Source organism: Dyadobacter sp. NIV53, assembly GCF_019711195.1.
Taxonomy (GTDB): domain Bacteria; phylum Bacteroidota; class Bacteroidia; order Cytophagales; family Spirosomataceae; genus Dyadobacter.
Genome location: NZ_CP081299.1, coordinates 5,586,931 through 5,612,677, shown reverse-complemented (window position 1 = coordinate 5,612,677; position 25,747 = coordinate 5,586,931). Strand labels below are relative to the sequence as shown.

Sequence of the window (25,747 nt, the reverse complement as noted above, 5' to 3'; positions counted from 1 at the left end):
CAATGCCTGAGCCTTCTGATAAAATACGTCCGCAAATTGGTGTCTTCGATTTAGGCATGATTGTCATAAGTCTCGTTATAGGTATTGGCATATTCAGGACTCCCGCCATCGTTGCCAGACAGGCAGAAACTCCTGTATTATTTTTTTCTGCCTGGGTTGCCGGAGGAATTGTAAGCATGATCGGTGCATTTGTTTTTGCAGAAATTGGTTCGAGGCATCATTTTCCAGGTGGATTTTATAAACTGATTTCCACCGCTTTTCACCCACTTTATTCTTTCATGATCAACTGGGTAATTGTACTTACCTATGGTGCAGGAATGGCAGGTGTGGCACTTATTGGCTCCGAATATATTAATCCGTTATTACCGGCTTCTTTGCATAGCCAGCTCGCCATACAGGGAACCGCAGTTGTAACGCTGTTATTCTTTTACACTATTAATATGCTGGGTATTAAGTCAGGTTCACGAACGCAAAATCTTTTAAGTACCCTGAAAATCCTGATGATGCTGGTGTTATGTACCGGCATTTTTTATACCCAAAATCCCTCAACGCTTAAACATCTGCCCCTACCCCAATCTTCCGGAAACTGGCTGACAGCGTTTGGCGCAAGTCTGATTGCAGTGTTTTACACATTTGGCGGTTATCAGCAAACATTGAATTTTGGCGCTGATATTAAAAATCCCGTTCGTAATACACCGAGAGGAATATTCTTAGGTATGTTTCTTATACTCGGATTGTATCTGGCACTTAACTATACTTACTATAATGTGTTAGGTTTTGCGGGTTTACAAAACTCCAATCTTATTGCAGCTGATACAGCCAGAGCATTGTTTGGGCCATGGGGAGAAATTTTCTTTTCAATTGCTATTTTCCTTTCTGTTTTAGGGTTTATCAATGCTACTATGCTTTCACTTCCGCGTGTATATTATGCTTTGGCCGACGATCATATACTTCCCCCGATTTTCAAAAAAGTGAATTCAAAAACGCAGGTACAGGAATTTGCACTTACATTTTTGATTGTCACCACCCTGATTTCCCTGGCAATGCTGGATACTTTTGAGCAGATTGTAAACTATGTCATGTCAGTAGATAGTATTGCCCTCGCAAGTGCTGCTGCTACTATTTTCGTATTCCGGAAAAAAGCGGGAATTAATGACGAACACAAAGGTTTTAAAATGATAGGTTATCCCTGGCTTCCTGCATTTTTTGTATTATTTCTTCTTGTTGTTGCCGTCAACGTTATTGTTACAGATCCTTCTTCAGCCATAGTTGGATGGGGCCTTTTTCTGGGAGGAGCACCACTATATTTCATTCTGCAAAGGTTAGGTAAATGAAAATTTTCAAAATTTCGGATAATGTATAAAAACCATTGCCTTTGTAGGGCTTTTCTCTAAATATGTAGATATATCACCACAGATTTATTCAAAATACGTATTACCAAAAATTGAAACTATCTTATATAATATTGATGGTTAGTCAAATAACCAATACGTAACTATGTTGCCTTGTCTGGCATGCAAATTAGTATGTGTAGTGAAAACATACTTAAAAGTAACTTCATGAAAAATTGCATTATTCTATTATTTGTACTTCTATCTGGCGCATCTCAGTCTTTTGCTCAGGAGAATGTATCTATCGGTCCGATTGCAGGTGTCTCTATTGCTAATTTCAGAGGAAATAAAGCAGGAATTGGCAATACAACAAATGCGAAAGCGGGATTAACGGTTGGTGGATTTTATACTTATGCTTCCAAAACAGGGTTTGGTTTTAGCGGCCAGGTTTTATTTACGCAACTTGGTGCTCAGGTATATAACAAAACCAATGAAATTAATTTAAACTATATTCAGTTGCCATTACTGGCCACCTATTTCTTTGGGCAGTATGGAGACAAATTTCGTCCCAAATTGTTTGTCGGACCTTCTTTAAACTTTCTGGTAGGTGCAAAGGACAAAGACGGCAATAATCTTAATCCTGATTCAAATAACCGTGTTTATAATCCTTTTGACCTAGGCCTTACTTTTGGCGCAGGAATAAATATCCGTCTGAAAGATAAAATCTGGCTGAATCTGGACGCGCGTTACGGCCTGGGTTTACTGGATGTTTCCAAGGATAGCTACAATTTAAAAAATAGCAATTGGGGCATCAATGCAGGTTTAAGCTTTCCATTCGGGACTTACAATAAAAATACCGGACGTTTCAGAGCAAGATAAAATAAAATATATCCGGTACAAAAAAGGACATTCATTACGAGTGTCCTTTCTGATTTTTAAATGCAATGCTACATGAAATTTTTTGGGCTTTACATCATGTCGTTTTTTTATGTTTTAGCCGGTATCCTTCACTTCGTCCGTCCAAAGGTATACCTGAAAATTATGCCAACCTATCTTCCTTATCCGCTACAACTGGTTTATATCAGCGGAATATTTGAAATATTATTTGGCTTACTGCTTTTGTTTCCTGTTACAAGGACTGCCGGAGCCTGGTTACTGGTTTTACTATTAATTGCTATATTCCCGGCTAATATTCAAATGGCAGTTAGTTTTTATCAAAAAAGCAATCCTTCATTATGGATAGCTATTCTCCGTCTTCCGCTGCAGTTAGTACTGATCTGGTGGGCCTGGACCTACACAAAATGGTAGAATTCAAATCCTCGTATCATTGTTTTTTCGCATGATTAACTATTAAGTTCTTTCCCAAAGCAGATTAAAGGTAACTTTGCATTCTATATTATAAGAATGCTATGACTTTTCAAGAATTAAATCTCACCAAACCTTTATTAAGTGCCCTTGCTGATCTAGGTTATACGACACCCACAACTATACAGGAAAAAGTATTTTCAGTTATGATGTCCGGCAAGGACGTATGTGGAATTGCACAGACGGGGACAGGAAAAACGTTTGCTTATTTATTACCGACTCTTCGCCAGATAGATTATTCTAAAGACCGTCTTCCACAGCTTCTGATCATTGTTCCTACCCGTGAACTTGTGGTGCAGGTGGCTGAGGAAGTGAAAAAACTGAGTGCTTATCTCACCTTACAGGTTGTGGGAGTTTATGGCGGTGGAAACATCAAAGTACAAATGGCTGAATTGAAACAAGGCGCTGATGTGGTGGTAGCAACTCCTGGCAGACTGGTAGACCTGGCGCTGAACGGATCACTTAAAACCAAAGCCATAAAAAAATTGGTTATCGATGAAGTGGATGAGATGCTGAATCTTGGGTTTCGTACACAGCTGAAAAACATACTGGACATTCTGCCTCAAAAACGCCAGAATTTATTATTTTCTGCGACAATAACACCTGAGGTAGAAGTTTTAATGCAGACCTACTTCAATAATCCGGTTCGCATTGAAGCGGCTCCAGTAGGAACTCCACTCGAAAATATTGAGCAGATTGCCTATCTGGTTCCGAATTTTTACACAAAAGTAAACTTACTTGAGCATCTGCTGGACGAAAATCCGGATATGAACAAAGTGCTTATTTTCGTCGCAACAAAAAAACTGGCCGATCAGTTATTTGGCCAGCTGGAAAGGGATTATCCGGATACCATTGGTGTGATACATTCCAATAAAGAACAAAACCACAGATTTAATTCGGTAAAACAATTTCACGAAGGGACTTACAGGATACTGATTGCCACGGACATCATTGCGAGAGGACTGGATGTTGCAGAGGTTTCCCACGTATTTAACTTTGATATTCCCGAAGTTCCTGAAAATTATATTCACAGGATAGGAAGGACAGGACGAGCCGATAAAAAAGGAAAAGCTATCTCCTTTATCACAGAAAGAGATCAGGAATACAGAGAAAGTATAGAAGCATTGATGAACTATGAAATCCCTGTTCTGGAATTGCCCGAAAAACTAAAAATTTCGGAAATCCTTACTTCGGACGAGCAGCCGAAAATTAATATGAAAAGTATCGAAATGAAACTACCGAAAAGAGATTCGGTTGGTTCTGCTTTTCATGAAAAAATTGCTAAAAACTTGAAAGTAAATGTACGCCGGGATCATGCACAGGAAAAAATGCAGAAGTACGGCCGTCCTATCAAACGATCAGGAAAGAAATAATAATCAAAAGCAAGTAATTATCAGGCAGTGTACTAATCCGGTGCACTGCTTTTTTATTTTTCTCTTTTTTTTTAAATTTTATAAAAAAATATTTTATTAAAATAATACAAGCTTCAAAACAGATTTGAGTAATAAATATTAAATAAATACAAATGAGAAAAATATTTTCTCTCTTCATTGAAAAATATTTTTTAATCATTCAATCTAAAGAAATCCATTCATCGTATGTCTTTTAAATAATTGTAAGCAGCAAGCTTATATTTAATTTTATATATGTGATAAAGTCGCCATTTCAATGGCATTTGAATATAATAATCGCCTTTGGCATTGAATTAGAGAGATTAGAAGAAGGATATTAAAGATTATTGTGGAGGGTAAGGTAATGCTTAGAGCGGATGGTCCATCAGACTTCCGCTCTTTATTTTAAAAAAATAACCCTGAAATAAGCTTTTAACTTAAATTTCAGGGCTTTATACGCCATAGTGAATATTCAAAAATCAGTGACTTTCTTTCTGTTTTTCAAGATTGAACAAGTCATTTAACACATCGATCAAAGTTTCTGCCTCACCTCTTTTACAAGCTGCTTTTAGCTGAAGCACCGGAAGTTTGAGGATTTTCTGCATCATACTTGTTGTAATACGCTCCACTTTTTCCAGTTCGCTATCGCTCAGGTTCTTGGTAAAGCGAGTAAGCTCTTCTTTTCTGATTTGTTCCAAAGCACCTTTCAGCTTTTGGATAGTCGGAGAAACAATCATTTCTTTCGACCAATCATTAAATTCTGTTACAGCTTCCCCAATTATTTCCCTAACGTGAGGAACTGCATCCATCCTGCGGGTTAACGCTTCGTCGGCCCTGCTCCTGATGGAATCAATGGTATATAACATAACGCCAGGTATTTCTTCCACTTCCGGAGAAACACTGCGCGGTACTGAAAGATCAATAAAATATTTAAAGGACATGCCACGTAAACGGACCATCATTTCTTTTGTGAAAAATGGTTCATCGCGCGCAATGGATGATACAATAATATCAGCACGGGAAATTTCTGCTTCAATATCCTCAACATCTGCCACACGGAATCCTAATTCTGCTGCAAGCGCATCAGCCTTACTTCTCGTACGGTTTACAATCGTTACATCTGCTCCTGTTTTTTGTGCAAGGTTCCGGCATACATCACTTCCTATTTCACCCAGGCCGGCAACTAAAATTTTCGGATTAGGCATAAGCCCTTCCAGTAATTCAACCGATGCATAAGAAATGGAAGCAGCTCCATCCCTGAAAAATGTTTCCTGTGCAACGCGTTTGTTAGCAAAAAATATGGTGTGCAGCAAACGGTGCAAAAAAGGACCAGCCATATTCAGATCGGCTGACCATTGGTATGCATGTTTGATCTGATTTGGTATCTGCATATCTCCAACAACCTGGGAATGCAGGCCTGTTGCTACTTCAAACAAATGCTGAACGGCACTTTCACCCTCAGCAAAACGCTCAAAATAGGCAAGGAACGGCTGAATATCAGAAATTCCCTTTTCTATTAATAAAAGCTTGATCATTTCTTCATTCAGATCACCTGTTGAAGAATAATATATTTCGGTACGATTGCAGGTAGAAACGACTAAAACGTCAGTAACATCGAAAAAATCCTTCAAACGAAGCATGATTCCTTTGGCGCTGTCCTCGTTCAGGGCAAGTTGTTCCCTGATTGCAAGAGGAGCCTTCCGATGTGATAAACTTATTGATTTGAAATGATTGTACATCACTATTTCTAATTCGATTTACAAAAATACGGTACAAAACTTATAATAGGAAAGTGATTGAAAGGACAGTGCTTTATTTAGAAATCATATAAATAAAACAAAATTTTCTCTGACAAATTTCTGACGCTGCATTTGCCAAAAACATGATATTTATCAGCTTTAATGATGACCTTCACAAAACATAGTACAACTAGATTAAAATCCTGCACTTAGAAATATTTTTCTGGTTTTATACACGTTCTTGAAACGAATACGTAGTAAGTACAGGCATGGTTGCTACAAATGCTGAATTTTGAATATAAGTAGCCTAACTTAGTGCCTTATCACACAAAACGGCTCATCACCTGTAACCGAAATACATGATAACTGATACTCCAAAACAAAAACCGCGATTTCGTTTGCATCCCGTTGCGTTGCTTAACAGCAACCGGTTGCGGCGGTCGTTAACGGACACATTTGAACAAAAATCTTTTTAAAATATATCATTGGCTTAATACTTCTTCTTCTGAGTATTGGTTCACTTTTTTATACCAATGACCTGGTAGACAAACTGGAAGAACGTGAAGAACGTGAAGTGATACTATATGCAGAAGGCGTACGCTATATTATGACAACTCCATATGATGAAAATTTCAATGTTGTAATGCAGGTGATCCAGGACGCAGTTGATTTTTATCAGATTCCGGCCATTTATGTCGATGATAACAACAACAACCTGGCTAACAAAACCATTATTAATCATTTTCCGAAGAATTTAAGCTTAAAAGAAAAGGAACGGATTATAGACGAAAAACTGGCAATTATGAAACAGGAACATCCTCCGATTCCTGTTGAATTAGAGAAAGGCAGAACGGGATACATTTATTACAGTAACTCTTTCCTTCTTGCCCAACTCCGTTATTATCCTTTTTTACAATTGTCTGTAATGCTGCTGATAGGTTATCTGGCTTATCTGGCTTTCAGTTCGGCTCGAAAGGCCGAACAAAACCGGGTTTGGGTTGGTTTGGCGAAAGAAACAGCACATCAGCTCGGCACCCCGCTTTCATCATTAATGGCCTGGGTAGAATATTTTCGAAGCGATCCGAACATCGACCCTTCCATTGCCGAAGAAATCGAAAAAGATGTAATCAGGCTGGAAATGATTACAACCCGTTTTTCAAACATTGGATCTGTTCCAATTATGAAAGATGAACCTGTGGCTGAAATCGTGATCAATTTCGTTACCTATCTTCAAAAACGCGTTTCTTCCAAAGTCAAATTTACCATAGATAATCAGCTTGCGATAGAACAAACCGCGCTTCTGAACAAAAATCTGTTTGAATGGGTAATAGAAAATATCTGCAAGAATGCAGTGGATGCCATGGGCGGTATTGGTGAGATCAACGTCACGTTGCAAGCTCCACCAATGACCAAAGAAATCCTGATCGATATTTCAGATACAGGAAAAGGAATGACAAAAGCCAATATAAACAAGATCTTCGATCCTGGTTTCAGTACTAAAAAAACGCGGATGGGGCTTAGGCCTGACCCTGGCAAAACGTATTATTGAAAACTACCACAACGGAAAACTTTTTGTCAAAAGCTCCGAAATAGGAAAAGGAACTACTTTCAGGATTGTGCTTACTGCTGATGTGATTGAGTAGGTATTTATATTTATCTGTGGTATTGTATTTCAAAATGGCACATCAAACATATACTTTGAATTGTAGAAATAGTTACTAGATTTGCGTAATATGCAAGGCAGAAAAATAATTCAGCTTGTATCTCCTCCTGCAAACTATAGAAACTATTATGTACAAAATTTACCATTACCCTGTACTTTACAATTTTCCTGTTAATTACAACTCTTTGCCTTACTCTGAGTAAAAGCTATCCGCTTTTGCTCAGAGTTTTTTGCACCTCATCTACAAACTTTTAAAAAATGAAAAAACATTACCTGTTAAGTTTCCTTTTTTTATTGACTATTTCCAGACTTATTGCTCAGGATATTACTTACACTACCCTGTACGATAATACAATTCTTAACCGTGACATAACTGTTAATACAACAGTAGGAAGCACTCCAGGCACAGGTGCTGTTTCCGCAACAGGTGCAGCGACTTATTCCATTCCAATATCCGTTCCGCCTGGAACAAATGGTGTTGTTCCTTCCCTTTCTATTGAGTATAACTCCATGTCTGGCAACAATTTGTTAGGAATGGGATGGAATATTTCAGGTTTAGGTTCTATTTCCAGGGTTGCACGAAATATGTATTTTGATAATGCCGCCGGGCCTGTTGAGCTAAGTACCAATGATCGGTTTGCCATGGATGGCCAAAGACTTATTTCCAAATCAGGGATTTATGGAGCACCAAATTCAACTTACGGGACGGAGAATGAAAATTTTGCAACCGTGATATCCCGTGATACTTCTGGTGTAACAGGTCCGGCATACTTTGTGGTTATAACGAAAGACGGAGTCCAGATGGAATTTGGAAAAACCAGCGATTCCCGCTTCATGGATGTTTCAGGTAACTCTGTACTTTTCTGGCGGTTAAGCAGAGTTAGAAACCCTGATGGAAATTACATTGAGTACGTGTATACCAGTGCGGACAGAGATCCTCGTATAAGCGAAATCAGGTATACAGGGAATGACATTACCGGACTTGCTACGTACAATAAGATTGAATTTACCTATAAGATCCGCCAGAATACAGCCGCTGGGTTTTCAGATATTAAAACAATTTACGAAGCCGGTTCTTCTATTGTAAGTAAATACCTTCTGGATTTGATTACGGTAAAAGCTGAAGGAGCGCTATTCAAGAAATACCAGTTTAATTACGGACATGATAATATCAATTCTTATCTGAAAAACATTCAGGAAATAGGAAGTGATGGTATTTCTTACTTAAATGCTACTGTTTTTAAATATGGGGATGCTCCGCAACCCCTATTAAACGAAAGCGGCCCACTCCTTCCTGCGGGCTTAGTAGACTTTCTTTCCAGCGATTTCGACGGAAATGGAAAATCCGATATGCTTTTGGCTTATTACACAACTTATCACCCATTTGGCACACCAATTGGATATAGTGAAAAAAAATATACTGGTTTTAATATATATAGGGATGGTAATTCAAGTAACGCAACCGGATTGATAACATTTGGTGCTGGAACACAAATCAAAACAAATTTATTCCGGGCCAACGATTATTCATTTTTACGTTCTGATTTTAATGGTGACGGTCTGGATGATATTTTAACAACCACCATTCGTACTGCTGTAATAGGTGGAGTTGACAGAGAGGTTCTTGATGCAATTAGCATTTACCAAAGCAAACTTTCTCCTGCTGGACTTATATCTAACCAATTGCAATTTTCTGGTATTGGTGTGCCAACTTCTGCTCCATATCAGAGTTGCATTCCCGAAAATAGAAATTACATTTTCAATGGAGATTTTGATGGGGATGGAATACAAGACTTTTTCACTTTGTTGCAAAACGACATTAGTGTTGGTGGTCAATATCATGCTGATTTCTATAAAATGTATAGTTCAGGACCAAACCCTTATAATATATATAATATTGTAAAAGATACTGATAATACATCGCTCGGTAATACGTGGGTAGCTGCAAAAAAGATTCTTATTCTGGATTTTAATGGAGATGGAAAGGATGATGTCATGACAATTGAAGGAACACTTACCCGAATCTATTCTTTTGCCGGCACTTTGTCTGATGGAAAGAGTGCCTTTAAACTTATTTATTCTTCGTCAACATTTCTGAAAGCTTCGGATACAGATGTTCTTTTCGGAGATTTTAATGGTGATGGAAAAACAGATATTTTATATAAAGAATATGCGGACGGCAATCAAAATAACCTCCCTTGGTTTAAAGCTATTTCTACGGGATTGACATTTGAAAAATCCAGTTTTACTTTTGCATCCTTAGTAGGAGTATTTTCTGATAATGAAATCCTTCACGTAGCCGATTTTAATGGAGACGGCAAGTCAGATGTTTATCATCAATATAAAAACCCAGCCTCTTCGCCGTCAAAAGCAGACGTTTATTATAGCAAAGGAACAGAGTTCTACACACAGCAATTCACGTTCAGTGTCGATGCCAATTATGGAAGACCCTCTGTACCTTTCGATTTAAATGGCGACGGTCGTGCTGAAATTGTATACAGGCAAAACAGTACGTTAAATCTTGGTATCATTTCTCTAAAAAAATCAGGAAAGGAAAACCTTCTTGAAAAAGTGGAAAATGGTGTCGGACATGTTACAACCTGGGGATATAATAATTTGTCAGATGGCGGTTCTTTTTATAATAAGGGAGCTGTAACACTTACTGATTATCCGTTTCATAACATACAATTGCCCATGTATGCGGTATCAAACTTCGATAATCAAGATGGTGTAAGTGGTCAATATAGTCAGCACTCCTACGAACAGGCAAAGCTGCACCGTGCGGGTAAAGGATTTATAGGTTTTGGTAAAACCACCGTTTTTGATTTGGCAACCGGTTATAAAACCGTATCAGAAAATGAATTCAATACTACTTTCTACATAGCTATACCAAAGAAAAGCAGCACTAAATATAACGCTAATGATGCGCTGGTAAGTCAAACAACCCTTACAAATGAGTTGGTAAGCCCTGCAGCTAAAAGATATTGGGTAAAAACCGCAGGTGTTCAAAATATTAGTTTTGGTGGAGGCACAGCCACTACATCCTATGTGTTTGATGCTTTTGGAAATATAACTCAGAGTACAGTAAATAATAATGGTATTGAATTAATAGTCACAGATACTCAATATAAGGCACGGCCTGGAGATATTCCCAACAAGCCTACTTCCGTAACTGTATCTAGCAAAAGAAGTGACCCAACGCCTTATACGGTTACCACTAAATTTGGACACAACAAAATTGGACAGATCATTACCCAAACTGATTTTGACGGTCGAACTGATAGTATTGGAACGGTGCATGAATATTTCCCTTTAGGTAATTTAAAAAAAACAATAATTACACCAAAGGGGACTAATGCTCCACCAGCTCGTAGTAATTCTGCGGTTTATGATAACAAAGGACGTTATCCTATAACTTCAACCAATCTGCTGAACCAAACTTCCAGTACAACTTATCATCCTAAATGGGGTACACCACTTACTGCAACTGGTATTGACGGATTGGTTACATATTTTAGTTATAACGTTTTTGGTCGTTTGTCCAAAACTACATTACCTGAGGGATATTCAATATCAGATACACTTAGATGGGACATTTCGGGTAATTCAATATGGTATAACCATACAACACACTCCGGAAAACCAGATGTTAAAACATGGTATGATAAGGTTGGACATGAAGTAAAGTTCCAAACAGAGGCTTTTGATGGGACCTGGATTACCAAAACTAATACCTATAATTTAAAGGGAAATTTAACTAGTTCTACAGAACCTTATAAAACCGGTGAAGACATTGTAACACTGACAAATGTTTATGATGAATATAACCGCCCAATACAAATTTCGTCCAGTATATCGGCGACTGCGGGAACGGTAAACCTTTCTTATAATTATACTGCTCCAGGTATACTCACTACTACCAAAACCAGATTAGGTACTACTGTGGCAGGTAATCAGGTTTCATCTATAATTACTGATGCAGCCGGGAAGACAACCAGCATTACTGACCACGGAGGAACGCTTAACTATAGTTATTATAATCATGGTGGTTTAAAGGATGTTAAGAATAGTACGGCTACGCTCATAACTAATGAATACGATGCTTATGGTCGCCAAACAAAGCTTATTGACCAAAATGCCGGTACGACCCAATATGTATATAATATACTGGGTGAACTTGTAAGGCAAACCAATGCGAATGGCGATGTGCATACAATGATTTATGATTTAATGGGACGTAATACCAACAGATCGGGGCCGGAGGGTAACACTGGTTATGAATTTTACCCGTCTTCCAGTGGAGCATCAACCAACCAGCTAAAAAAAGTAACTGGTTTTGCGGGCAACATTATTGAATATACCTACGACGGTTTTGGCAGAGTTGGCACGATTACCGAAACAGTAGACACAACCCCGCACCTTACTACTTATGGATATAATGTCTATGGAGACGTCATATCAACGTTGTATCCGTCAGGTTTCAAGACGAATTATGCTTATAATGCTAAGGGATATTTAACAACTATAAAAAACACGGATAATACGATTACCCTGTTTAATAATGCCGCAATGAATGGCAGAGGCCAGATAACTAATTATTCCCTGGGAAATGGTAAATCATCTGTCAACAGTTACACTTATGGATTCCCTACGAAGTTTGAGACAAACAATTCAGCAAATCAGAATATACAGAATCTGACCCTCAACTGGAATTATGGACTTGCCTGCCTTAACAGCCGGTCGGATGTTATGATTCGCAATGGCATTACAACTACAAAAACCGAAAGCTTCACACATGATAACCTTGATCGGTTAAAAACCAGCACGATTGGTTCTGCAACATTTACCACAAATTATGCGGGTAACGGTAACATAAGCGACAAAACCGATGCAGGAATATATACTTATCATGCAACCAAACAGAATGCCGTTATTGCTGTTACAAATCCTGTTCCTTCACCCATTCCTTTATTGCAGCAGGATATTACTTATACTTCGTTTATGCAACCTGAAAAGGTTACTGAAAATACAACGGATAATCTTCCGCAAGAACTGGTATATACTTATGGTGCCGATTATGAGCGTATTAAAAGCATTACTAAATTAAGTGGAAACGTAATCAATACCAGATACTATTTTGGAGGCTTTGAAAAAGATATAACCGGAGCTTCTACCAAATATTTACACTATATTAATTCTCCGGCAGGATTGATAGCCATTGTGGTACGGGAAAACGGAGCAGATACTTATAATTACACTTATACAGATCATCTCGGCTCGATCCTGACAGTAACCAATAATATTGGAGCCATCATTGCTGAGCAAAATTTTGATGCCTGGGGACGCAGACGCAATCCAGCCACATGGGAATTATTGCCGCCGACAGCAACTACAAGCTTACCCACCTGGCTGTACCGTGGATATACAGGACATGAGCACCTGGACAGGTTTGGACTGATCAATATGAATGGCCGGATGTATGATCCTGTTTTGGCACGCATGCTGAGTCCTGATAATCTGGTACCTGATGCAATGAGTACACAAGGCTATAACCGTTATTCCTATGCATTCAACAATCCACTGACTTACAATGATCCGGATGGACAGAATCCATTATTGTTCCTGGCACAAATTGCGATAAAGGGTGCTATTGCCAATGGTGTAGGTTATATAATCGGAACCATGCGTAATGGCGATGATAACAAATTTACACTTGGTGGCTTAGGTCAATCTGTATTTTCAGGCGCAATGTCAGCAGTAATGAGCTTTGGAATTGGAAATTCGGCAGGATATATTGGTGGAGTTAACGGTGCTATTTTTCAAACTGCCGCACACGCGGTCATGCAAGGTGCTGTTGAAAGTACCCAGGGCGGAAGTTTTCAGAGTGGCATGTCAGCAGGATTATTTGGGTCAATTTCAGCTAGTGGTGATGGCTCCATTGGTTCTGCCGCTTTTGTTGGTGGATTATCTGCAAAAGCAAATGGCGGCAATTTCTGGCATGGTGCAGCACAAGCAGGAAGTGTGGCGGCGTTTAATCATTATTCTCACCAATTAATTGCAGAAGTTGCAGCGAGAAGATTAGCACTGCAAAATAAAGTGGGGGGACAATGGGATGGATGGGGGAAAGGAAGTGTAAATTATAGCGGTAAGGCTTGGTTTGGCTCAAATTTTATAGGCCCTGGCTCTGATAAAAATCCATACACATTAGGTCTGGTTCCAATTGACCTTATTGACGCAGCGGCGCAGCAACATGATTATCAATACTATAAACTTGGTTCTAGTGGAATTAAAGGAGCAGTTTATGATAAGGCTGTTATGGGAGCAGATCTTGCATTAGCTGAACGAGCTAGTTCTATTATGAGAGGTTATAAAACCAAAATTGTCGACTTATATACAAACCAACCTATTTCTGTCAGAACCTATAACATTGCCAAGGCTGTTTACTATTCTTTTAATATAATTTCAATGTCTAAATTTGTAAGAATAATTTCAAGCATCAGCCGCTAAATTTACAAACAATGAAACCATATACACTCAACCTTTTTTCCTTCGTACTTATTTTGACCACATTGACTAATTGTAATCAGGATCAATACGAAGCAACCGAATTGGGAAATTTTGATATATCTCCTGATTCTAAAACAATTGTTTTTTCATACTATAAAGAAGGTAAATCATCAATATACCGTTCTGATATTGATGGCTACAATGTCAGGCTTTTAGTGGAAAATGATGATAGTTCCTTCATTAATCCTAGCTTTTCTCCAAAGGGCGACAGGATTATGTTTGTCGCTCATAAAATGGGAGATTTGAGTGGATTATTAAGCATACTGGATATTCAAAAAAGACAAAGACAAAGTTTTTTAATTGGCTCTGGAATACTTACAGAAGCCATATTTTTATCCGAAGATAAAGTAATTTTTTGCTCCGCTAAGGAGTATTCTAAAGGTAGTCCTGTTGCTTCGAAAGATGTACACAGCTTTGATTTATACTACCTAAAATTACAAAAAAAAATAATTACAAAAGTGACCGATTTAAATTCCTATGGAATAAACAGGCTCGCTAAATTGGATTCTTCAAAAATACTGATGAGAATAAATGGAAATGAGGCGGAAAGCGGTATATATTGTCTTTCATTAGACAAAAGCAATAAACTTAATAAAATTACACCTAGAAATGATCCAAGAATGGGATCATTTCTGTATTATGATCCTTCATATCATTCGGAAACCCATTCAATTGCATTTATTGCTCCCTACGAGTTGTACACAATGGACGTAGACAGCTTGATGGCAAAATTAATTTATCGATCTAATGGCAGTATAATACAAAACGTAAAATTTGCCAATGAATCGAGTGTCTTTTTTCTAGAAGCTGATGAGAAAGATATCATTTTCAAGTTCAACATTCAGGGTAAAATACTGACAAAAATTCCAATAGTAATTCCAGAAAAACTCTAAACTAATATTGATGTAGAAATAAAAACAAGAAAGACGAGAGCTTACTTAGAAAGTTTTCTCAGAGAAACAGCAGCCATCGTTATATAGACCTTTCATATTTGAGCTACAATTAAAAGATGCATCAAATTTGAATGTTAACGGGTATCAATATTATTAAGGTAAGGACTCAGCCACTCCTTAAATAATTAAACATCAAGCTTAAAATAGTAGATTTTGACACGCTTCATTAATATATGTTTTTTAATAAAATAAATTTTATCCGTAAATCTTTATCGCCGTGCATTAAAAGGTGTACACCGATTAAAATAACCACATGAAAAAATTATACATATTTATACTTATCACAATCACTTCCAGCTTTGCCTTAGCTCAAACCCAAGCTGTCATATACGATTACGATACTGCCGGAAACCGTGTCCTAAGAAAACCATCCACCCCACTTCCCGTTGCTCTAATCAGTTTCACCGCTGTAAAACAAGGAGAAGATCAGGAAACAGGTATCGCTTTACTTTCCTGGTGTACATCCTCGGAAATCAATGCAGATTTATTTCGTATCGAACGCAGCGAAAATGCAAAAAAGTGGTTGGAGATTGGCGAAGTAACCGCTAATGGAGATAAGACTACTGAAAGTCATTATTCATTTACGGATGCAGTTCCTTTAACAGGTATGAATTATTACCGTTTAAAAATGATTGATAAGGACGGTTCATTTGCCTTTAGCCAGATCAGGAACCTTGACTTTGGCTCGCAAATTAGTTTTTATCCAAATCCAGTAAATGACAGGTTAAAAATAAAGGGAATTGTTAAAGAATCGCCTGGTAATAAAAAGGTACAAGTTTTTGATGTAGCTGGAAAAGTAGTTTTTGAATCAACCAGTTTCCCTATGGAAGGAATTGATATGAAAAACTTTTCATCAGGCATTTACTTGATAAAAGTGTCACATCAGAACGGCTATCAAACAATTAAGAAAATTGTCAAAGAGTAATAATGAATGGAACATATTCTATTTTAAAATCCTCATACCTACCGGAAGTTCGGCAGGTATGAGGATTTTAAATTTTGTTAAAACAAGAAAATTTAAATTTATTGCAAAATAGGTACAATAACCTCATCAGTCGGTTCTATTTGATTACTTATGTGGAAAGCTCTATCAATAATCCGAACCTTATATTTTTGTGTAGTTTTTACGGTACTTCTGGAATCAGGAAAACGTACAAACAAATCCAATTTTCCTTTTATTGGCCCAGGTTTACCATCCGTTTTCAAAATCTTAAAAAACTTACTGGAATCCAAAGGAATTATTCTCTCGGTCCAGCTACTATCCCGCTGCTTTGTCATAGTTATTAATTCATAATTAGCCGGAAGTCCCCAATTTGGAACCTTGGTGTAAGCTTCTCTGAAATTTACATCATTACGTTCCTCTTCACTAGCTCCTAAATCCCCATCTCCATCTTCAAAATCGATAGTTATCGTTACTATTTCCACCTTTTGCTCGTTCCCAGGAGATGTTATGGTATCAATTTCTGTATGCTGCGATATACCATTATAATATATTTTAGGTGTATCACTAAAATCAGGAATATCCACACAACTAGCCAGAGATATGGCGGCGGCAAAGAATAATATTACTTTAAACTTCATTCTTTTGAATTGATATAATTACGTTCAGACACCAGGTTATTCTAATTAAAAGCAGCAACAATCCCCGACTTTACATTTACCTTTTCGCTTTTCTGACTTCCGTCTTCTAACTTTGTCTATTATCTACGAAAGTAACAGTATTGAAATTGCCAAGCAACAAATCTTCTATACAAATACGCCGGGAACTGCGGCAGCAGATCGTTGAACTGAAAGCATCCGGTTTTGAAGACCTGGCTTTGCAAATATTCCGTTATCAGGCAGAGTACAATCCCATATACAGTCAATATCTGTTCAATCTTAAAATAGATGCAAACCATGTGAAGCGGCTGACTGAGATTCCGTTCCTTCCCATTCAATTCTTCAAGCACCACCAGATCAAAACCGGCCAGCCGCCTGCACAATCGGTTACATTTGAAAGCAGCGGAAGTACTGGTTTGGCCACCAGCCGTCATGTACTGTTTGATGCACCACTTTACACATCCGTTTCAACCAGCATTTTTACAGAACATTACGGCGATCTGCGTGACTATCACATGCTCGCTTTGCTGCCTTCTTACCTTGAACGAAACAATTCGTCGTTGGTATATATGATGGATAATTTTATTGATCAGACGGGTTCCGATTATTCCGGTTTTTACCTGAATAATACGGATGAAATGCTTGACAGGTTACGTTTTTTATCCGAAAACCCGGATGGAAAAAAGGTGTTGCTGATGGGTGTAACATTTGCATTGCTTGACCTCGCAGAAAGCGGCGCTGACTTCACATTCTTTAAAGATATTCCTTACCTGACTGTTATGGATACCGGTGGAATGAAGGGCCGCCGGCAGGAGCTTTTGAGGGAAGAAGTGCACGATATCCTGATCAGCCATTTCGGGGTAAGTAAAATTCACTCGGAATACGGGATGACCGAATTATTATCACAGGGATATTCTAATGGTGACGGGCTTTTTAAACCCGGTTTTACAATGCGCGTTTTACTTCGTGATGTCAATGATCCGTTCTCTCTGTATGATCAGAATATAACAAAATCAAAAACAGGAGGTATTAACGCCATAGACCTTGCAAACCTGGATACCTGCTCATTTATTGAGACCCAGGACTTGGGACGGTTCGGAAATGAGCCTGGTACTTTTTATGTTATGGGCCGTTTTGATAATTCTGATATCAGAGGATGTAACCTTATGGTACTTTAAGGTTTCAATGGCCATTATTTCATCCTGTTCAAAAATCTGCCTTCAAAAGATTAATTTGGTTTTAACTTTTGTATAGATTTGATTCATAAATACATACTTCAGCAACCATTATATAGAATTGTTCTAACTGTCTAAAACCAGAGAATATTTGCTAAATTAGCCGGGTTGTTTTAATTGCATTTATCGAATGTATTTTTACACTTTTGATTGCTAACCTTTTATGAATATAAAATGAAAAGACGTGATGCACTTGGCCGTGTGGCACTATTAATGGGTGGTACACTTTCTGCCCCTACCATGCTGGCTTTTCTTGAAGGCTGTAAATCAGCAAACGACACTTCTGTAGGGGGAATAACATTCCCTTTTTCTGCTGAAAGGAAGGCTCTGGTTTCGGAAATTGCAGAAATAATTATTCCTAAAACTGACACTCCCGGCGCCAAAGAAGCCAAAGTAGGCGAATTTATTGAAAAGATGCTGAAAGATTGTTATTCAGGAAAAGACCTGGAAAGCTTCGAAAAAGGCTTGAAAGAAGTTGAGAAAAAAGATTTCATGAAGGCTGCTCCTGCTGAACAGACAAAAATCCTGACAGAAATGGAAGCTTCAGCCAAAGAAGAAACAAACAAAGCGGGTGAAGAGAAGAAGAAATACACGGAGGCTGGAAAAGAATATACGGACGCCGGTGTTCCATTTTTCCGTCTGATGAAAGAATTGACACTTCTTGGCTATTTCACATCTGAACAAGGTGCTACACTTGCACTGGATTATGTTCCGGTACCAGGACGCTACGATGGATGTATTGACCTGAAACCAGGACAGAAGGCCTGGGCCATGTAATTTAAGGAAGGGTCAGGAAAACCGGGAGTAGTGAATTGACTTATTTCCCTGCCTGATCTGCTCATATATAATACTCAATTTTGACATTTATTCATCATGAATTTAAATATTAAAGCGACAAAACAAGCTACGTATGATGCAATCGTAGTTGGGTCGGGTATCAGCGGTGGATGGGCCGCTAAGGAATTGTGTGAAAAGGGACTGAAAGTGGTAATGCTTGAAAGAGGACGTGATATCAAACACATTACCGATTACAAAACTTCAACGCTTGCTCCCTGGGAATTCGAACACCGCGGCCGGGTAACGACTATGGCCAAGGAAGAATACTGGGCTGGAATGCGTACCGGTTATACTGCCAATGAAGAACACAGATATCTGTTCGAAAATGACAATGAAAATCCTTACAAAGAAACACGCAAGTTTGACTGGATCCGTGCCTACCATACCGGAGGACGTTCATTGTTGTGGGGCCGCCAGAGTTACAGGCTGAACCCAAAGGATTTTGAAGCCAATGCAAAGGATGGCATTTCCATTGACTGGCCTGTTCGTTATGATGAAATCGCTCCCTGGTACGATTACGTTGAAAAATTTGCAGGAATAAGCGGTGCAAAAGACGGCCTGGATGTATTACCAGACGGACAATATTTGCCTCCAATGCAAATGAACTGTGTTGAAAAGCATGTAAAAGGAGAAGTTGAGAAGAAATTTGCGGGCCGTCATATTATCATGGGGCGAGCTGCTCACTTAACCCAGCCACAGGCTTTCCATACCGAACTGGGCCGTGCAGCTTGTCAGTTCCGTAATATGTGTATGCGCGGTTGTCCTTATGGTGCTTATTTCAGTACACAATCATCGACATTACCGGCTGCACAAAAAACAGGCAACCTTACCTTGGTAAACGACTCTATCGTTTCTGAGGTGATTTTTGATGAAAAACTCGGAAAAGTAACCGGGGTTCGTGTAATCAACCAGAATACATTGGAAACGAAGGAATACTTTGCCAAAATCATATTCCTGAACGCATCTGCTATTGCATCCGCTTCACTTTTACTGAACTCAAAATCGAAACGTTTTCCAAACGGGCTTGGTAACGAAAGTGACCAGGTGGGACGTAATATCATGGATCATCATCTGGCCGTTGGCGCGCGTGGCGACATGGAAGGTTTTGAAGACAAATACTATTTCGGACGCCGTGCAAATGGTGTTTATGTACCACGCTATCGTAACTGGGGTGATGATAAACGCGATTATATCAGAGGTTTTGGATATCAGGGCGGAGCAAGCCGTGACAGCTGGGGACGTGGAGCCGGAATGGATGGTTTCGGTGCAGATTTCAAAAAACAACTTACCGAACCGGGTGACTGGAGTATGAACCTGGGTGGTTTTGGGGAGATGATTCCTGACGAGAAAAACCGTTTTACGCTGCATCCTACCGAAAAAGACAAATGGGGACTTCCAGTTGTTGTTTTTGATGCCGCTTATGGTGATAATGAGAAAAAAATGCGTGTGGATATGATGAACGATGCAGCAGAAATGCTTGAAGCGGCCGGATTGAAAAACGTAATTCCTTATAACGATGATACAAAACATCCTGGAATCGGTATCCATGAAATGGGTACTGCGAGGATGGGGAATGATGCTAAAACGTCTGTTTTGAATAAAAACAATCAGATTTGGGCAGCACCAAACGTATATATCACTGATGGTTCATTTATGACTTCGGCATCATGTGTCAATCCATCTCTTACTTACATGGCCATGACTGCACGCGCGGCTGATCATGCTGTGAAAGAGTTGAAAAAAATGAACCTATAGTTTGGGAGTTTAGAGTTTAGGAGTTTAGAGTTTAGAGTAAAAAGTTCCGAGTTTAGAGCATGCGGTTTAAGCTGTATAATTTAAACTCAGAACTTTTTACTCTTTTCTATATACTACCCACTTTAAACCCCAAACTCCTGAACTTTAAACTCCTGAACTCCTGAACTCTTGAACTTTAAACTCCAGAACTCTGAACTCTGAACTACTGAACTCTAAACTCTTTAATTTTCCTTTCCTGTCAGTAGCCTATATAATTGGTACAAAAGTAATTTAATAGGTATCTTGGTTTTTTCCTGACCTATAACCTTTAATCAACTTGAAAGATTTTCCTCCTGCTGTTCCACAGCGTGTATCGTCGGTAGATGTTTACCGCGGATTTGTTATGTTATTAATGATGGCTGAAGTGTTACGCTTCAGTCAGATAGCCGAAGCCTTTCCTGATAGTAGTTTTTGGGCTTTCATGAGTTTTCAGCAAAGCCATGTTTCGTGGGTAGGCTGCTCATTACATGATCTTATCCAGCCTTCTTTTACATTTTTGGTAGGTGTAGCTCTCCCCTATTCCATCGCAAGCCGGGCCGGGCGGCAGCAAAGCCAGAGTGTAATGTGGGCTCATACCATACGCCGCTCGCTGATTTTAATTTTATTAGGTATTTTCCTGAGATCCATCCACAAAACACAAACGAACTTCACTTTTGAAGATACCTTAACTCAGATCGGCCTTGGCTATCCTATTCTCTTCGCATTAGGTTTCCGATCAGAACGTATCCAATGGACTTCTTTAGGTGTTATCCTTTTAGCTTATGGTATCTTTTTTGCTGTATATCCTTTGCCCGGCCCTTATTTTGACTGGGCAGAAACAGGGAATACCGCTGACTGGGAGTATAATCTTTCCGGCTTTGCTGCACATTGGAACAAAAATACAAACGCAGCCTGGGCATTCGACAGATGGTTTCTGAACTTATTTTCCCGCGAAAGCTCTTTTCATTTCAATGGAGGCGGATATAGTACTTTAAGTTTTATCCCAACGCTGGGAACTATGATACTGGGACTAATTGCAGGCCAATGGCTGAAAAACAGTTCGTCGCCTGGGTTACTTGTCAGGTGTTTTGTAACTACTGCTGCCATTCTTTTTGTTATATCCGTTACCCTTAATATTACCGGAATTAATCCGGTTGTCAAGAGAATCTGGACTCCGGCCTGGACCTTATTTAGCGGAGGATGGTGTTTTCTGTTTCTGGCCGCATTTTATTTTATTGTAGATGTAAGGCAGAATAAATCCTGGTTTAAAGCTTTCATTGTCATAGGCAGCAATTCAATAGCAGCATATGTACTGGCCGATACACTGGCAGGTTTTATAGATTCTTCATTCCGGATACATATCAGCCAGCAATATGATCTCCTTTTTGGAGAAGGTTACCTTTCACTTGTAAGCGGCGGAATGATCCTTCTCCTGGAATTTTATATCCTTTACAGAATGTATAAGCTCAAAATATTTATTAAAATCTAATTATCCGTTTTTGCATTTTTAAATCAAGAAAAATGAAATCCAAGAACTTATCTAATTTTGCAGGAAAATTTCAAACTTATGCAGCTTTTAAAATCGGTTCACCATATAGCTATTATTTGTTCAGACTACGAAAAATCCAAAGCGTTTTACACTGAAAAACTCGGATTTCAAATTGACAGGGAAGTATTTCGTCAGGAAAGAAATTCTTATAAGCTGGATCTTTCCCTAAACGGGCATTATTGCATCGAGCTTTTTTCCTTTCCTAACCCGCCGGCAAGAACATCGAGGCCAGAAGCCTGCGGATTACGTCACATTGCTTTTCAGGTAGATGATATTGTAACAGCCATTACCCATTTTCAAACAATGGATATTGAAATGGAACCTGTGCGTATAGATGAATTTACAGGTAAAAAATTTACTTTTTTTGCTGATCCTGATGATTTACCAATTGAACTTTATGAATTATAATTTAACCAATTCAGATGTAACCTGATTTGGATTAAAAATCCACAACACGAATATGCGATAATGCCTCGAACTGCTTTGTTATCAGTTTGAGGCATTATTATTTAAGTAATATTTTCAATAATTTGATTTTTCTATTCTAAGAATATAAATCAATCAAAATCGCTTAGTGGATGTAATTAATAAATCAGTCAAATACTAGATTAAAATTTTGAATCAACTTAACGTTACCGTTTTATTTTTAACACCTTCCTGTTTGGACAAAATTTCATAAAATTCAGATATCCTGTTTAAATGCTCATCTAAAACTTTTCGTGTTTCCGAATCCCTGTCAAGCTGCGTAATCAGCGACCGGTAAGATTCCAGAATTGTGTTTTCGTTTTTTTCAATAATCCCACTACCTGCTCTTTTTCAATTAAGTCCTGCATGAGATTAGCGTTATCGAAGCTGACGTGGGTAAGATTGCTCAATTCTTTATCATTAAGAAGACATTTGAAGTAATCATAAATTGAAACAATCTCTTTCTGAAATAACAATGCGCTGAAATGTCCCTGAGCCAGTATTTTTCTTAACGAACCCATACTGTCTTTCTTTAAAGCTTCCAAGTAGAGCAATTCCCTCTTTTTTTGTTCGTACCATAATGCGCTGATTCTGAGAACAAATTCCTTGACTTTTACATTTTCCATAGCCACTGTCCAAAAGTTGAGAATGACACAGTCCGCATAATAACTATGCCAAATCATATAATACGTTCGGTATTTATACGCAATGTGTTAATCAGCCCCAAAATCAAATAAAAAAATTTTTAACATAACAGATCAGCCGCTTCCTGCGTATTATACATGTGGCAGATTTGCCCAGGTTTAATAAACGAAACATAGCGGGTGTAAATAACAAATCGCATACCTTATCCTGATATATTTTTATACTGTTAGGAAACAATATAACTTTGCCGGCTTAGCAATATTTGCAAGCAACCTGAGTTAGTTCTTAATATCTTTAAGTTGTCTATTAGTTACGGATTTTTAATATCTATGTTGAAACCCTTTTTATTCTATTGCCTAATTTCAATCAGTATTTTCACAGCTTGCAAAAGACCGGCTCCTCCTCAGACAATTGTTTCAGCTGAAATACCTGCGCTTGTAGAAATCGGTAATGAAAAATTTTCCCCGGCAGATTTTCAGGATTCATATGCAAAAAATAAGTCTGTTTCTGACTCTTCCGAATCGTTAACACCAGTAGAATATCTCAATCTTTATACCGACCTTAAAATAAAAGTGCTTCAGGCGAAACAGGAAGGAAAGGACACTACTTCGGATTTTAAGGAAGAAATGTCTTCTTACAGAGACCAGCTAGCCAAAAACTTTATGGTTGATAAAGCACTTGTTGAAAAACTTACCTTTGAAGCCTACAACAGGTTGAAGCAGGAAGTAAAAGCTTCACATATTTTAATTGCAGTAGCAGAAAACGCTTCTCCTGCTGATACGCTTGAAGCTTACCACGCAGCAATTGCCCTGCGTGGAAGACTGGAAGAGGGTTCTGATTTTGGTGACATGGCCACACGGTTCTCCAAAGATCCGACAGCATCGGTAAATAAAGGGAACCTTGGTTATTTTACTGTATTCCAGACTATTTACCCTATCGAAAATGCTGCATATTCACTTCCTATAGGTAAAATATCCCAGCCGGTACGTACCAAGACAGGTTATCATATCATTAAAGTAACGGACAAACGCCAAAACCGTGGAATGATACGGATTGCGCATGTAATGATTCAGGTGGATTCAACTGCTACACCAGTTCAAAAAGAATTGGCCAAATCCAAAATTGATGAAGCTTATACCAAATTACAAAAAGGAGAAGATTGGGACAAAATAGTAGAAAGCTATTCGAACGATAGTCAGTCGCGTAAGAATCATGGATTACTGCCTATGTTTGGCACCGGGCAAATGGTACCCGAAATTGAAGATGCTTCGTATTCCCTGACTCGCACTGGCAGTTATTCGAAACCGGTACTGACACTATATGGCTGGCATATTGTAAAACTTGTCGAAAAACGTAATCTGGAACCTTATGTTTCGATGGCAACTTCGCTCAAACAAAAAGTAGTGACTGATTCGAGAGCGAAAATATTGGAACAGGCCAATGCACAACGTCTCAGAAAGAAATTCAGGTTACAGGAGTTTCCCGAATCATTAAAAGTAACTGCAACCCTTGCCGATAGTTCATTACTTAAAGGTAAATGGGATTACATGAAGGCTGTTTCCGCTGACTGGCCGAATATAGTTCTGTTCAGTATTGAAGGTAAATCTTATGATGCATCCGCTTTTTTACAGGACATAAAGAGGCAGCAAAAACCTTTTCCCAAAGGCTCGTCCCCCTCTGTGGTTTTTCAGAGGTACTACAACGATTATGTTACAAATAAGCTCAATGAATATGAGAAAGAACATTTGGAAGAATCGAGTCCGGAATTCAACAGTCTGATTAGTGAAATAAGGGAAGGAGTGTTGCTTTCACAAGTAATGGAAGAAAATGTATGGCAGAAATCTCTTTCAGATTCAACAGGGCAGGTACGTTTTTATGAAAAAAATAAAGAGCGGTACCAGTTGCCTGAACGGGCAAGGGCCAATGTAATTACAGCACCTGATACACAAACAATTAATTCGATCAGAAAAACACTTTTGCAGAGTCCATATAAACTTGAAAGTAAAGCCAGCGAACTTCTCTATGCAGAAGGCATCAGCGAAATTAATAAATTACAAGCCGATGATCTGTTTGAGTTATATGCGATTATGCAGAAAAACTCCAACTATATTGTGGAGGTGGCAGGCTATCGTTCCGCCAGTGAACCGGAATCTACTTCGGCAAGCAGGATTAAAAATGTGATTAAATACCTGAATGACAAAAATATTTCAATCGTACGGATTATTGAAAAAGACTACGGCTCCTTTCGCCAGGCTACTGAGCCGGAACGCAACCGCCGGGTGAGTTTTCAGTTTTACAGTACTTCGGCGAAAGATGTTCAGAACATTTATAATTCGCAAAGCCCGGAAGCCGTTATGATCCAGGAAGGTTATTTTACAAAAGAAAATCCGTTACTGACAAAAGCAAAGTGGGAAACCGGTGAGCAAACTCTTTTGGGAAGCCGCAATGCAACGTGGATTAAGATAGAAAAAATTGAAACTGCACGCCTGAAAACATTTGCCGAAGCACGCGGAACTGTAATTAACGAGTACCAGAAAGAGCTTGAAAAACAATGGCTTTCAAAGTTATATCAGAAGTTTCCTGTAAAAGTGAATGACCAGGAATTAGAAAAAATTAAGCGATAGCTGTATTTTAG

At 38.6% G+C, this 25,747-nt stretch carries 18 protein-coding genes; 15 read left to right on the top strand and 3 right to left on the bottom strand.

Features of this window, described 5'->3' with window-relative positions; genetic code table 11:
- Positions 1-2: 2 nt before the first annotated feature.
- From KZC02_RS23220 to KZC02_RS23205, 4 genes are all read left to right on the top strand, one after another.
- Positions 3-1,334, top strand: coding sequence for an APC family permease (locus KZC02_RS23220; RefSeq protein WP_221390860.1), 1,332 nt, complete (start codon positions 3-5; stop codon positions 1,332-1,334).
- Between the two features lie 225 nt (positions 1,335-1,559).
- Positions 1,560-2,210: a porin family protein gene (locus KZC02_RS23215; RefSeq protein WP_221390859.1), complete on the top strand. Its 651-nt coding sequence runs from the start codon at positions 1,560-1,562 to the stop codon at positions 2,208-2,210.
- Between the two features lie 72 nt (positions 2,211-2,282).
- Positions 2,283-2,639, top strand: a complete 357-nt coding sequence (locus KZC02_RS23210; RefSeq protein WP_221390858.1) for a DoxX family protein — start codon at positions 2,283-2,285, stop codon at positions 2,637-2,639.
- A gap of 101 nt (positions 2,640-2,740) precedes the next feature.
- On the top strand, positions 2,741-4,069 hold the full coding sequence (locus tag KZC02_RS23205) for a DEAD/DEAH box helicase (RefSeq protein WP_221390857.1): 1,329 nt from the start codon (positions 2,741-2,743) through the stop codon (positions 4,067-4,069).
- Positions 4,070-4,566: 497 nt separating this feature from the next.
- Here KZC02_RS23205 and hemA read toward each other — a convergent pair whose 3' ends face one another.
- Positions 4,567-5,826: a glutamyl-tRNA reductase gene (hemA, locus tag KZC02_RS23200; RefSeq protein ID WP_221390856.1), complete on the bottom strand. Its 1,260-nt coding sequence runs from the start codon at positions 5,824-5,826 to the stop codon at positions 4,567-4,569.
- Positions 5,827-6,400: 574 nt separating this feature from the next.
- Between hemA and KZC02_RS23195 the strand changes: the two genes are divergently transcribed.
- The 5 genes from KZC02_RS23195 to KZC02_RS23180 all read left to right on the top strand — a co-directional run bounded on the left by KZC02_RS23195 (position 6,401) and on the right by KZC02_RS23180 (position 15,934).
- Entirely contained in the window at positions 6,401-7,375 is a 975-nt protein-coding gene (locus KZC02_RS23195) for a HAMP domain-containing sensor histidine kinase (protein WP_310590361.1), read from the top strand.
- Positions 7,308-7,469 (top strand): ATP-binding protein, encoded by a 162-nt coding sequence (locus KZC02_RS33115; RefSeq protein ID WP_310590457.1) that lies wholly within the window; start codon positions 7,308-7,310, stop codon positions 7,467-7,469. The genes KZC02_RS23195 and KZC02_RS33115 overlap by 68 nt, the downstream gene beginning before the upstream one ends.
- 278 nt (positions 7,470-7,747) lie before the next feature.
- Positions 7,748-13,996, top strand: a complete 6,249-nt coding sequence (locus KZC02_RS23190) for an FG-GAP-like repeat-containing protein (protein ID WP_221390855.1) — start codon at positions 7,748-7,750, stop codon at positions 13,994-13,996.
- 11 nt (positions 13,997-14,007) lie between these two features.
- Complete coding sequence (locus tag KZC02_RS23185) at positions 14,008-14,949, top strand: hypothetical protein (RefSeq protein ID WP_221390854.1); 942 nt, start codon at positions 14,008-14,010, stop codon at positions 14,947-14,949.
- Positions 14,950-15,262: 313 nt separating this feature from the next.
- A complete protein-coding gene (locus KZC02_RS23180; RefSeq protein WP_221390853.1) occupies positions 15,263-15,934 on the top strand; it encodes a T9SS type A sorting domain-containing protein in 672 nt (223 codons plus the stop codon).
- 98 nt (positions 15,935-16,032) lie between these two features.
- Here the strand turns inward: KZC02_RS23180 and KZC02_RS23175 are convergent, their stop codons facing one another.
- On the bottom strand, positions 16,033-16,590 hold the full coding sequence (locus tag KZC02_RS23175; RefSeq protein WP_221390852.1) for a hypothetical protein: 558 nt from the start codon (positions 16,588-16,590) through the stop codon (positions 16,033-16,035).
- A gap of 140 nt (positions 16,591-16,730) precedes the next feature.
- On the opposite strand from KZC02_RS23175, the gene KZC02_RS23170 reads away from it, so the two are divergent.
- From KZC02_RS23170 to KZC02_RS23150, 5 genes are all read left to right on the top strand, one after another.
- Positions 16,731-17,786 carry an acyl transferase gene (locus tag KZC02_RS23170; RefSeq protein ID WP_221390851.1) on the top strand — a complete coding sequence of 352 codons (1,056 nt, stop codon included), beginning with the start codon at positions 16,731-16,733 and terminating at the stop codon, positions 17,784-17,786.
- Positions 17,787-18,017: 231 nt separating this feature from the next.
- Positions 18,018-18,620 carry a gluconate 2-dehydrogenase subunit 3 family protein gene (locus KZC02_RS23165; RefSeq protein ID WP_221390850.1) on the top strand — a complete coding sequence of 201 codons (603 nt, stop codon included), beginning with the start codon at positions 18,018-18,020 and terminating at the stop codon, positions 18,618-18,620.
- A gap of 96 nt (positions 18,621-18,716) precedes the next feature.
- Positions 18,717-20,435 carry a GMC oxidoreductase gene (locus tag KZC02_RS23160; protein ID WP_221390849.1) on the top strand — a complete coding sequence of 573 codons (1,719 nt, stop codon included), beginning with the start codon at positions 18,717-18,719 and terminating at the stop codon, positions 20,433-20,435.
- A 316-nt stretch (positions 20,436-20,751) separates the two neighbouring features.
- Positions 20,752-21,942: a DUF5009 domain-containing protein gene (locus KZC02_RS23155; RefSeq protein WP_310590360.1), complete on the top strand. Its 1,191-nt coding sequence runs from the start codon at positions 20,752-20,754 to the stop codon at positions 21,940-21,942.
- A gap of 78 nt (positions 21,943-22,020) precedes the next feature.
- Positions 22,021-22,410 (top strand): VOC family protein, encoded by a 390-nt coding sequence (locus KZC02_RS23150; RefSeq protein WP_221390848.1) that lies wholly within the window; start codon positions 22,021-22,023, stop codon positions 22,408-22,410.
- A 341-nt stretch (positions 22,411-22,751) separates the two neighbouring features.
- Here the strand turns inward: KZC02_RS23150 and KZC02_RS23145 are convergent, their stop codons facing one another.
- The gene (locus tag KZC02_RS23145; protein ID WP_221390847.1) at positions 22,752-23,093 is read right to left on the bottom strand and encodes a hypothetical protein; all 342 of its coding nucleotides are present in this window, start codon (positions 23,091-23,093) and stop codon (positions 22,752-22,754) included.
- A 348-nt stretch (positions 23,094-23,441) separates the two neighbouring features.
- On the opposite strand from KZC02_RS23145, the gene KZC02_RS23140 reads away from it, so the two are divergent.
- Positions 23,442-25,736 carry a peptidylprolyl isomerase gene (locus KZC02_RS23140; RefSeq protein ID WP_221390846.1) on the top strand — a complete coding sequence of 765 codons (2,295 nt, stop codon included), beginning with the start codon at positions 23,442-23,444 and terminating at the stop codon, positions 25,734-25,736.
- The last annotated feature ends 11 nt before the right edge of the window (positions 25,737-25,747 follow it).

Bases quoted from the DNA above. Each gene is read 5' to 3' on its own strand.
- KZC02_RS23185 (WP_221390854.1), top strand. From the start codon at position 14,008: ATGAAACCATATACACTCAACCTTTTTTCCTTCGTACTTATTTTGACC.
- KZC02_RS23140 (WP_221390846.1), top strand. From the start codon at position 23,442: ATGTTGAAACCCTTTTTATTCTATTGCCTAATTTCAATCAGTATTTTC.
- hemA (WP_221390856.1), bottom strand. From the start codon at position 5,826: ATGTACAATCATTTCAAATCAATAAGTTTATCACATCGGAAGGCTCCT.
- KZC02_RS23210 (WP_221390858.1), top strand. From the start codon at position 2,283: ATGAAATTTTTTGGGCTTTACATCATGTCGTTTTTTTATGTTTTAGCC.
- KZC02_RS23160 (WP_221390849.1), top strand. From the start codon at position 18,717: ATGAATTTAAATATTAAAGCGACAAAACAAGCTACGTATGATGCAATC.
- KZC02_RS23220 (WP_221390860.1), top strand. From the start codon at position 3: ATGCCTGAGCCTTCTGATAAAATACGTCCGCAAATTGGTGTCTTCGAT.
- KZC02_RS23215 (WP_221390859.1), top strand. From the start codon at position 1,560: ATGAAAAATTGCATTATTCTATTATTTGTACTTCTATCTGGCGCATCT.
- KZC02_RS23165 (WP_221390850.1), top strand. From the start codon at position 18,018: ATGAAAAGACGTGATGCACTTGGCCGTGTGGCACTATTAATGGGTGGT.
- KZC02_RS23175 (WP_221390852.1), bottom strand. From the start codon at position 16,590: ATGAAGTTTAAAGTAATATTATTCTTTGCCGCCGCCATATCTCTGGCT.
- KZC02_RS23150 (WP_221390848.1), top strand. From the start codon at position 22,021: ATGCAGCTTTTAAAATCGGTTCACCATATAGCTATTATTTGTTCAGAC.
- KZC02_RS23205 (WP_221390857.1), top strand. From the start codon at position 2,741: ATGACTTTTCAAGAATTAAATCTCACCAAACCTTTATTAAGTGCCCTT.
- KZC02_RS23180 (WP_221390853.1), top strand. From the start codon at position 15,263: ATGAAAAAATTATACATATTTATACTTATCACAATCACTTCCAGCTTT.
- KZC02_RS23190 (WP_221390855.1), top strand. From the start codon at position 7,748: ATGAAAAAACATTACCTGTTAAGTTTCCTTTTTTTATTGACTATTTCC.
- KZC02_RS23145 (WP_221390847.1), bottom strand. From the start codon at position 23,093: ATGGAAAATGTAAAAGTCAAGGAATTTGTTCTCAGAATCAGCGCATTA.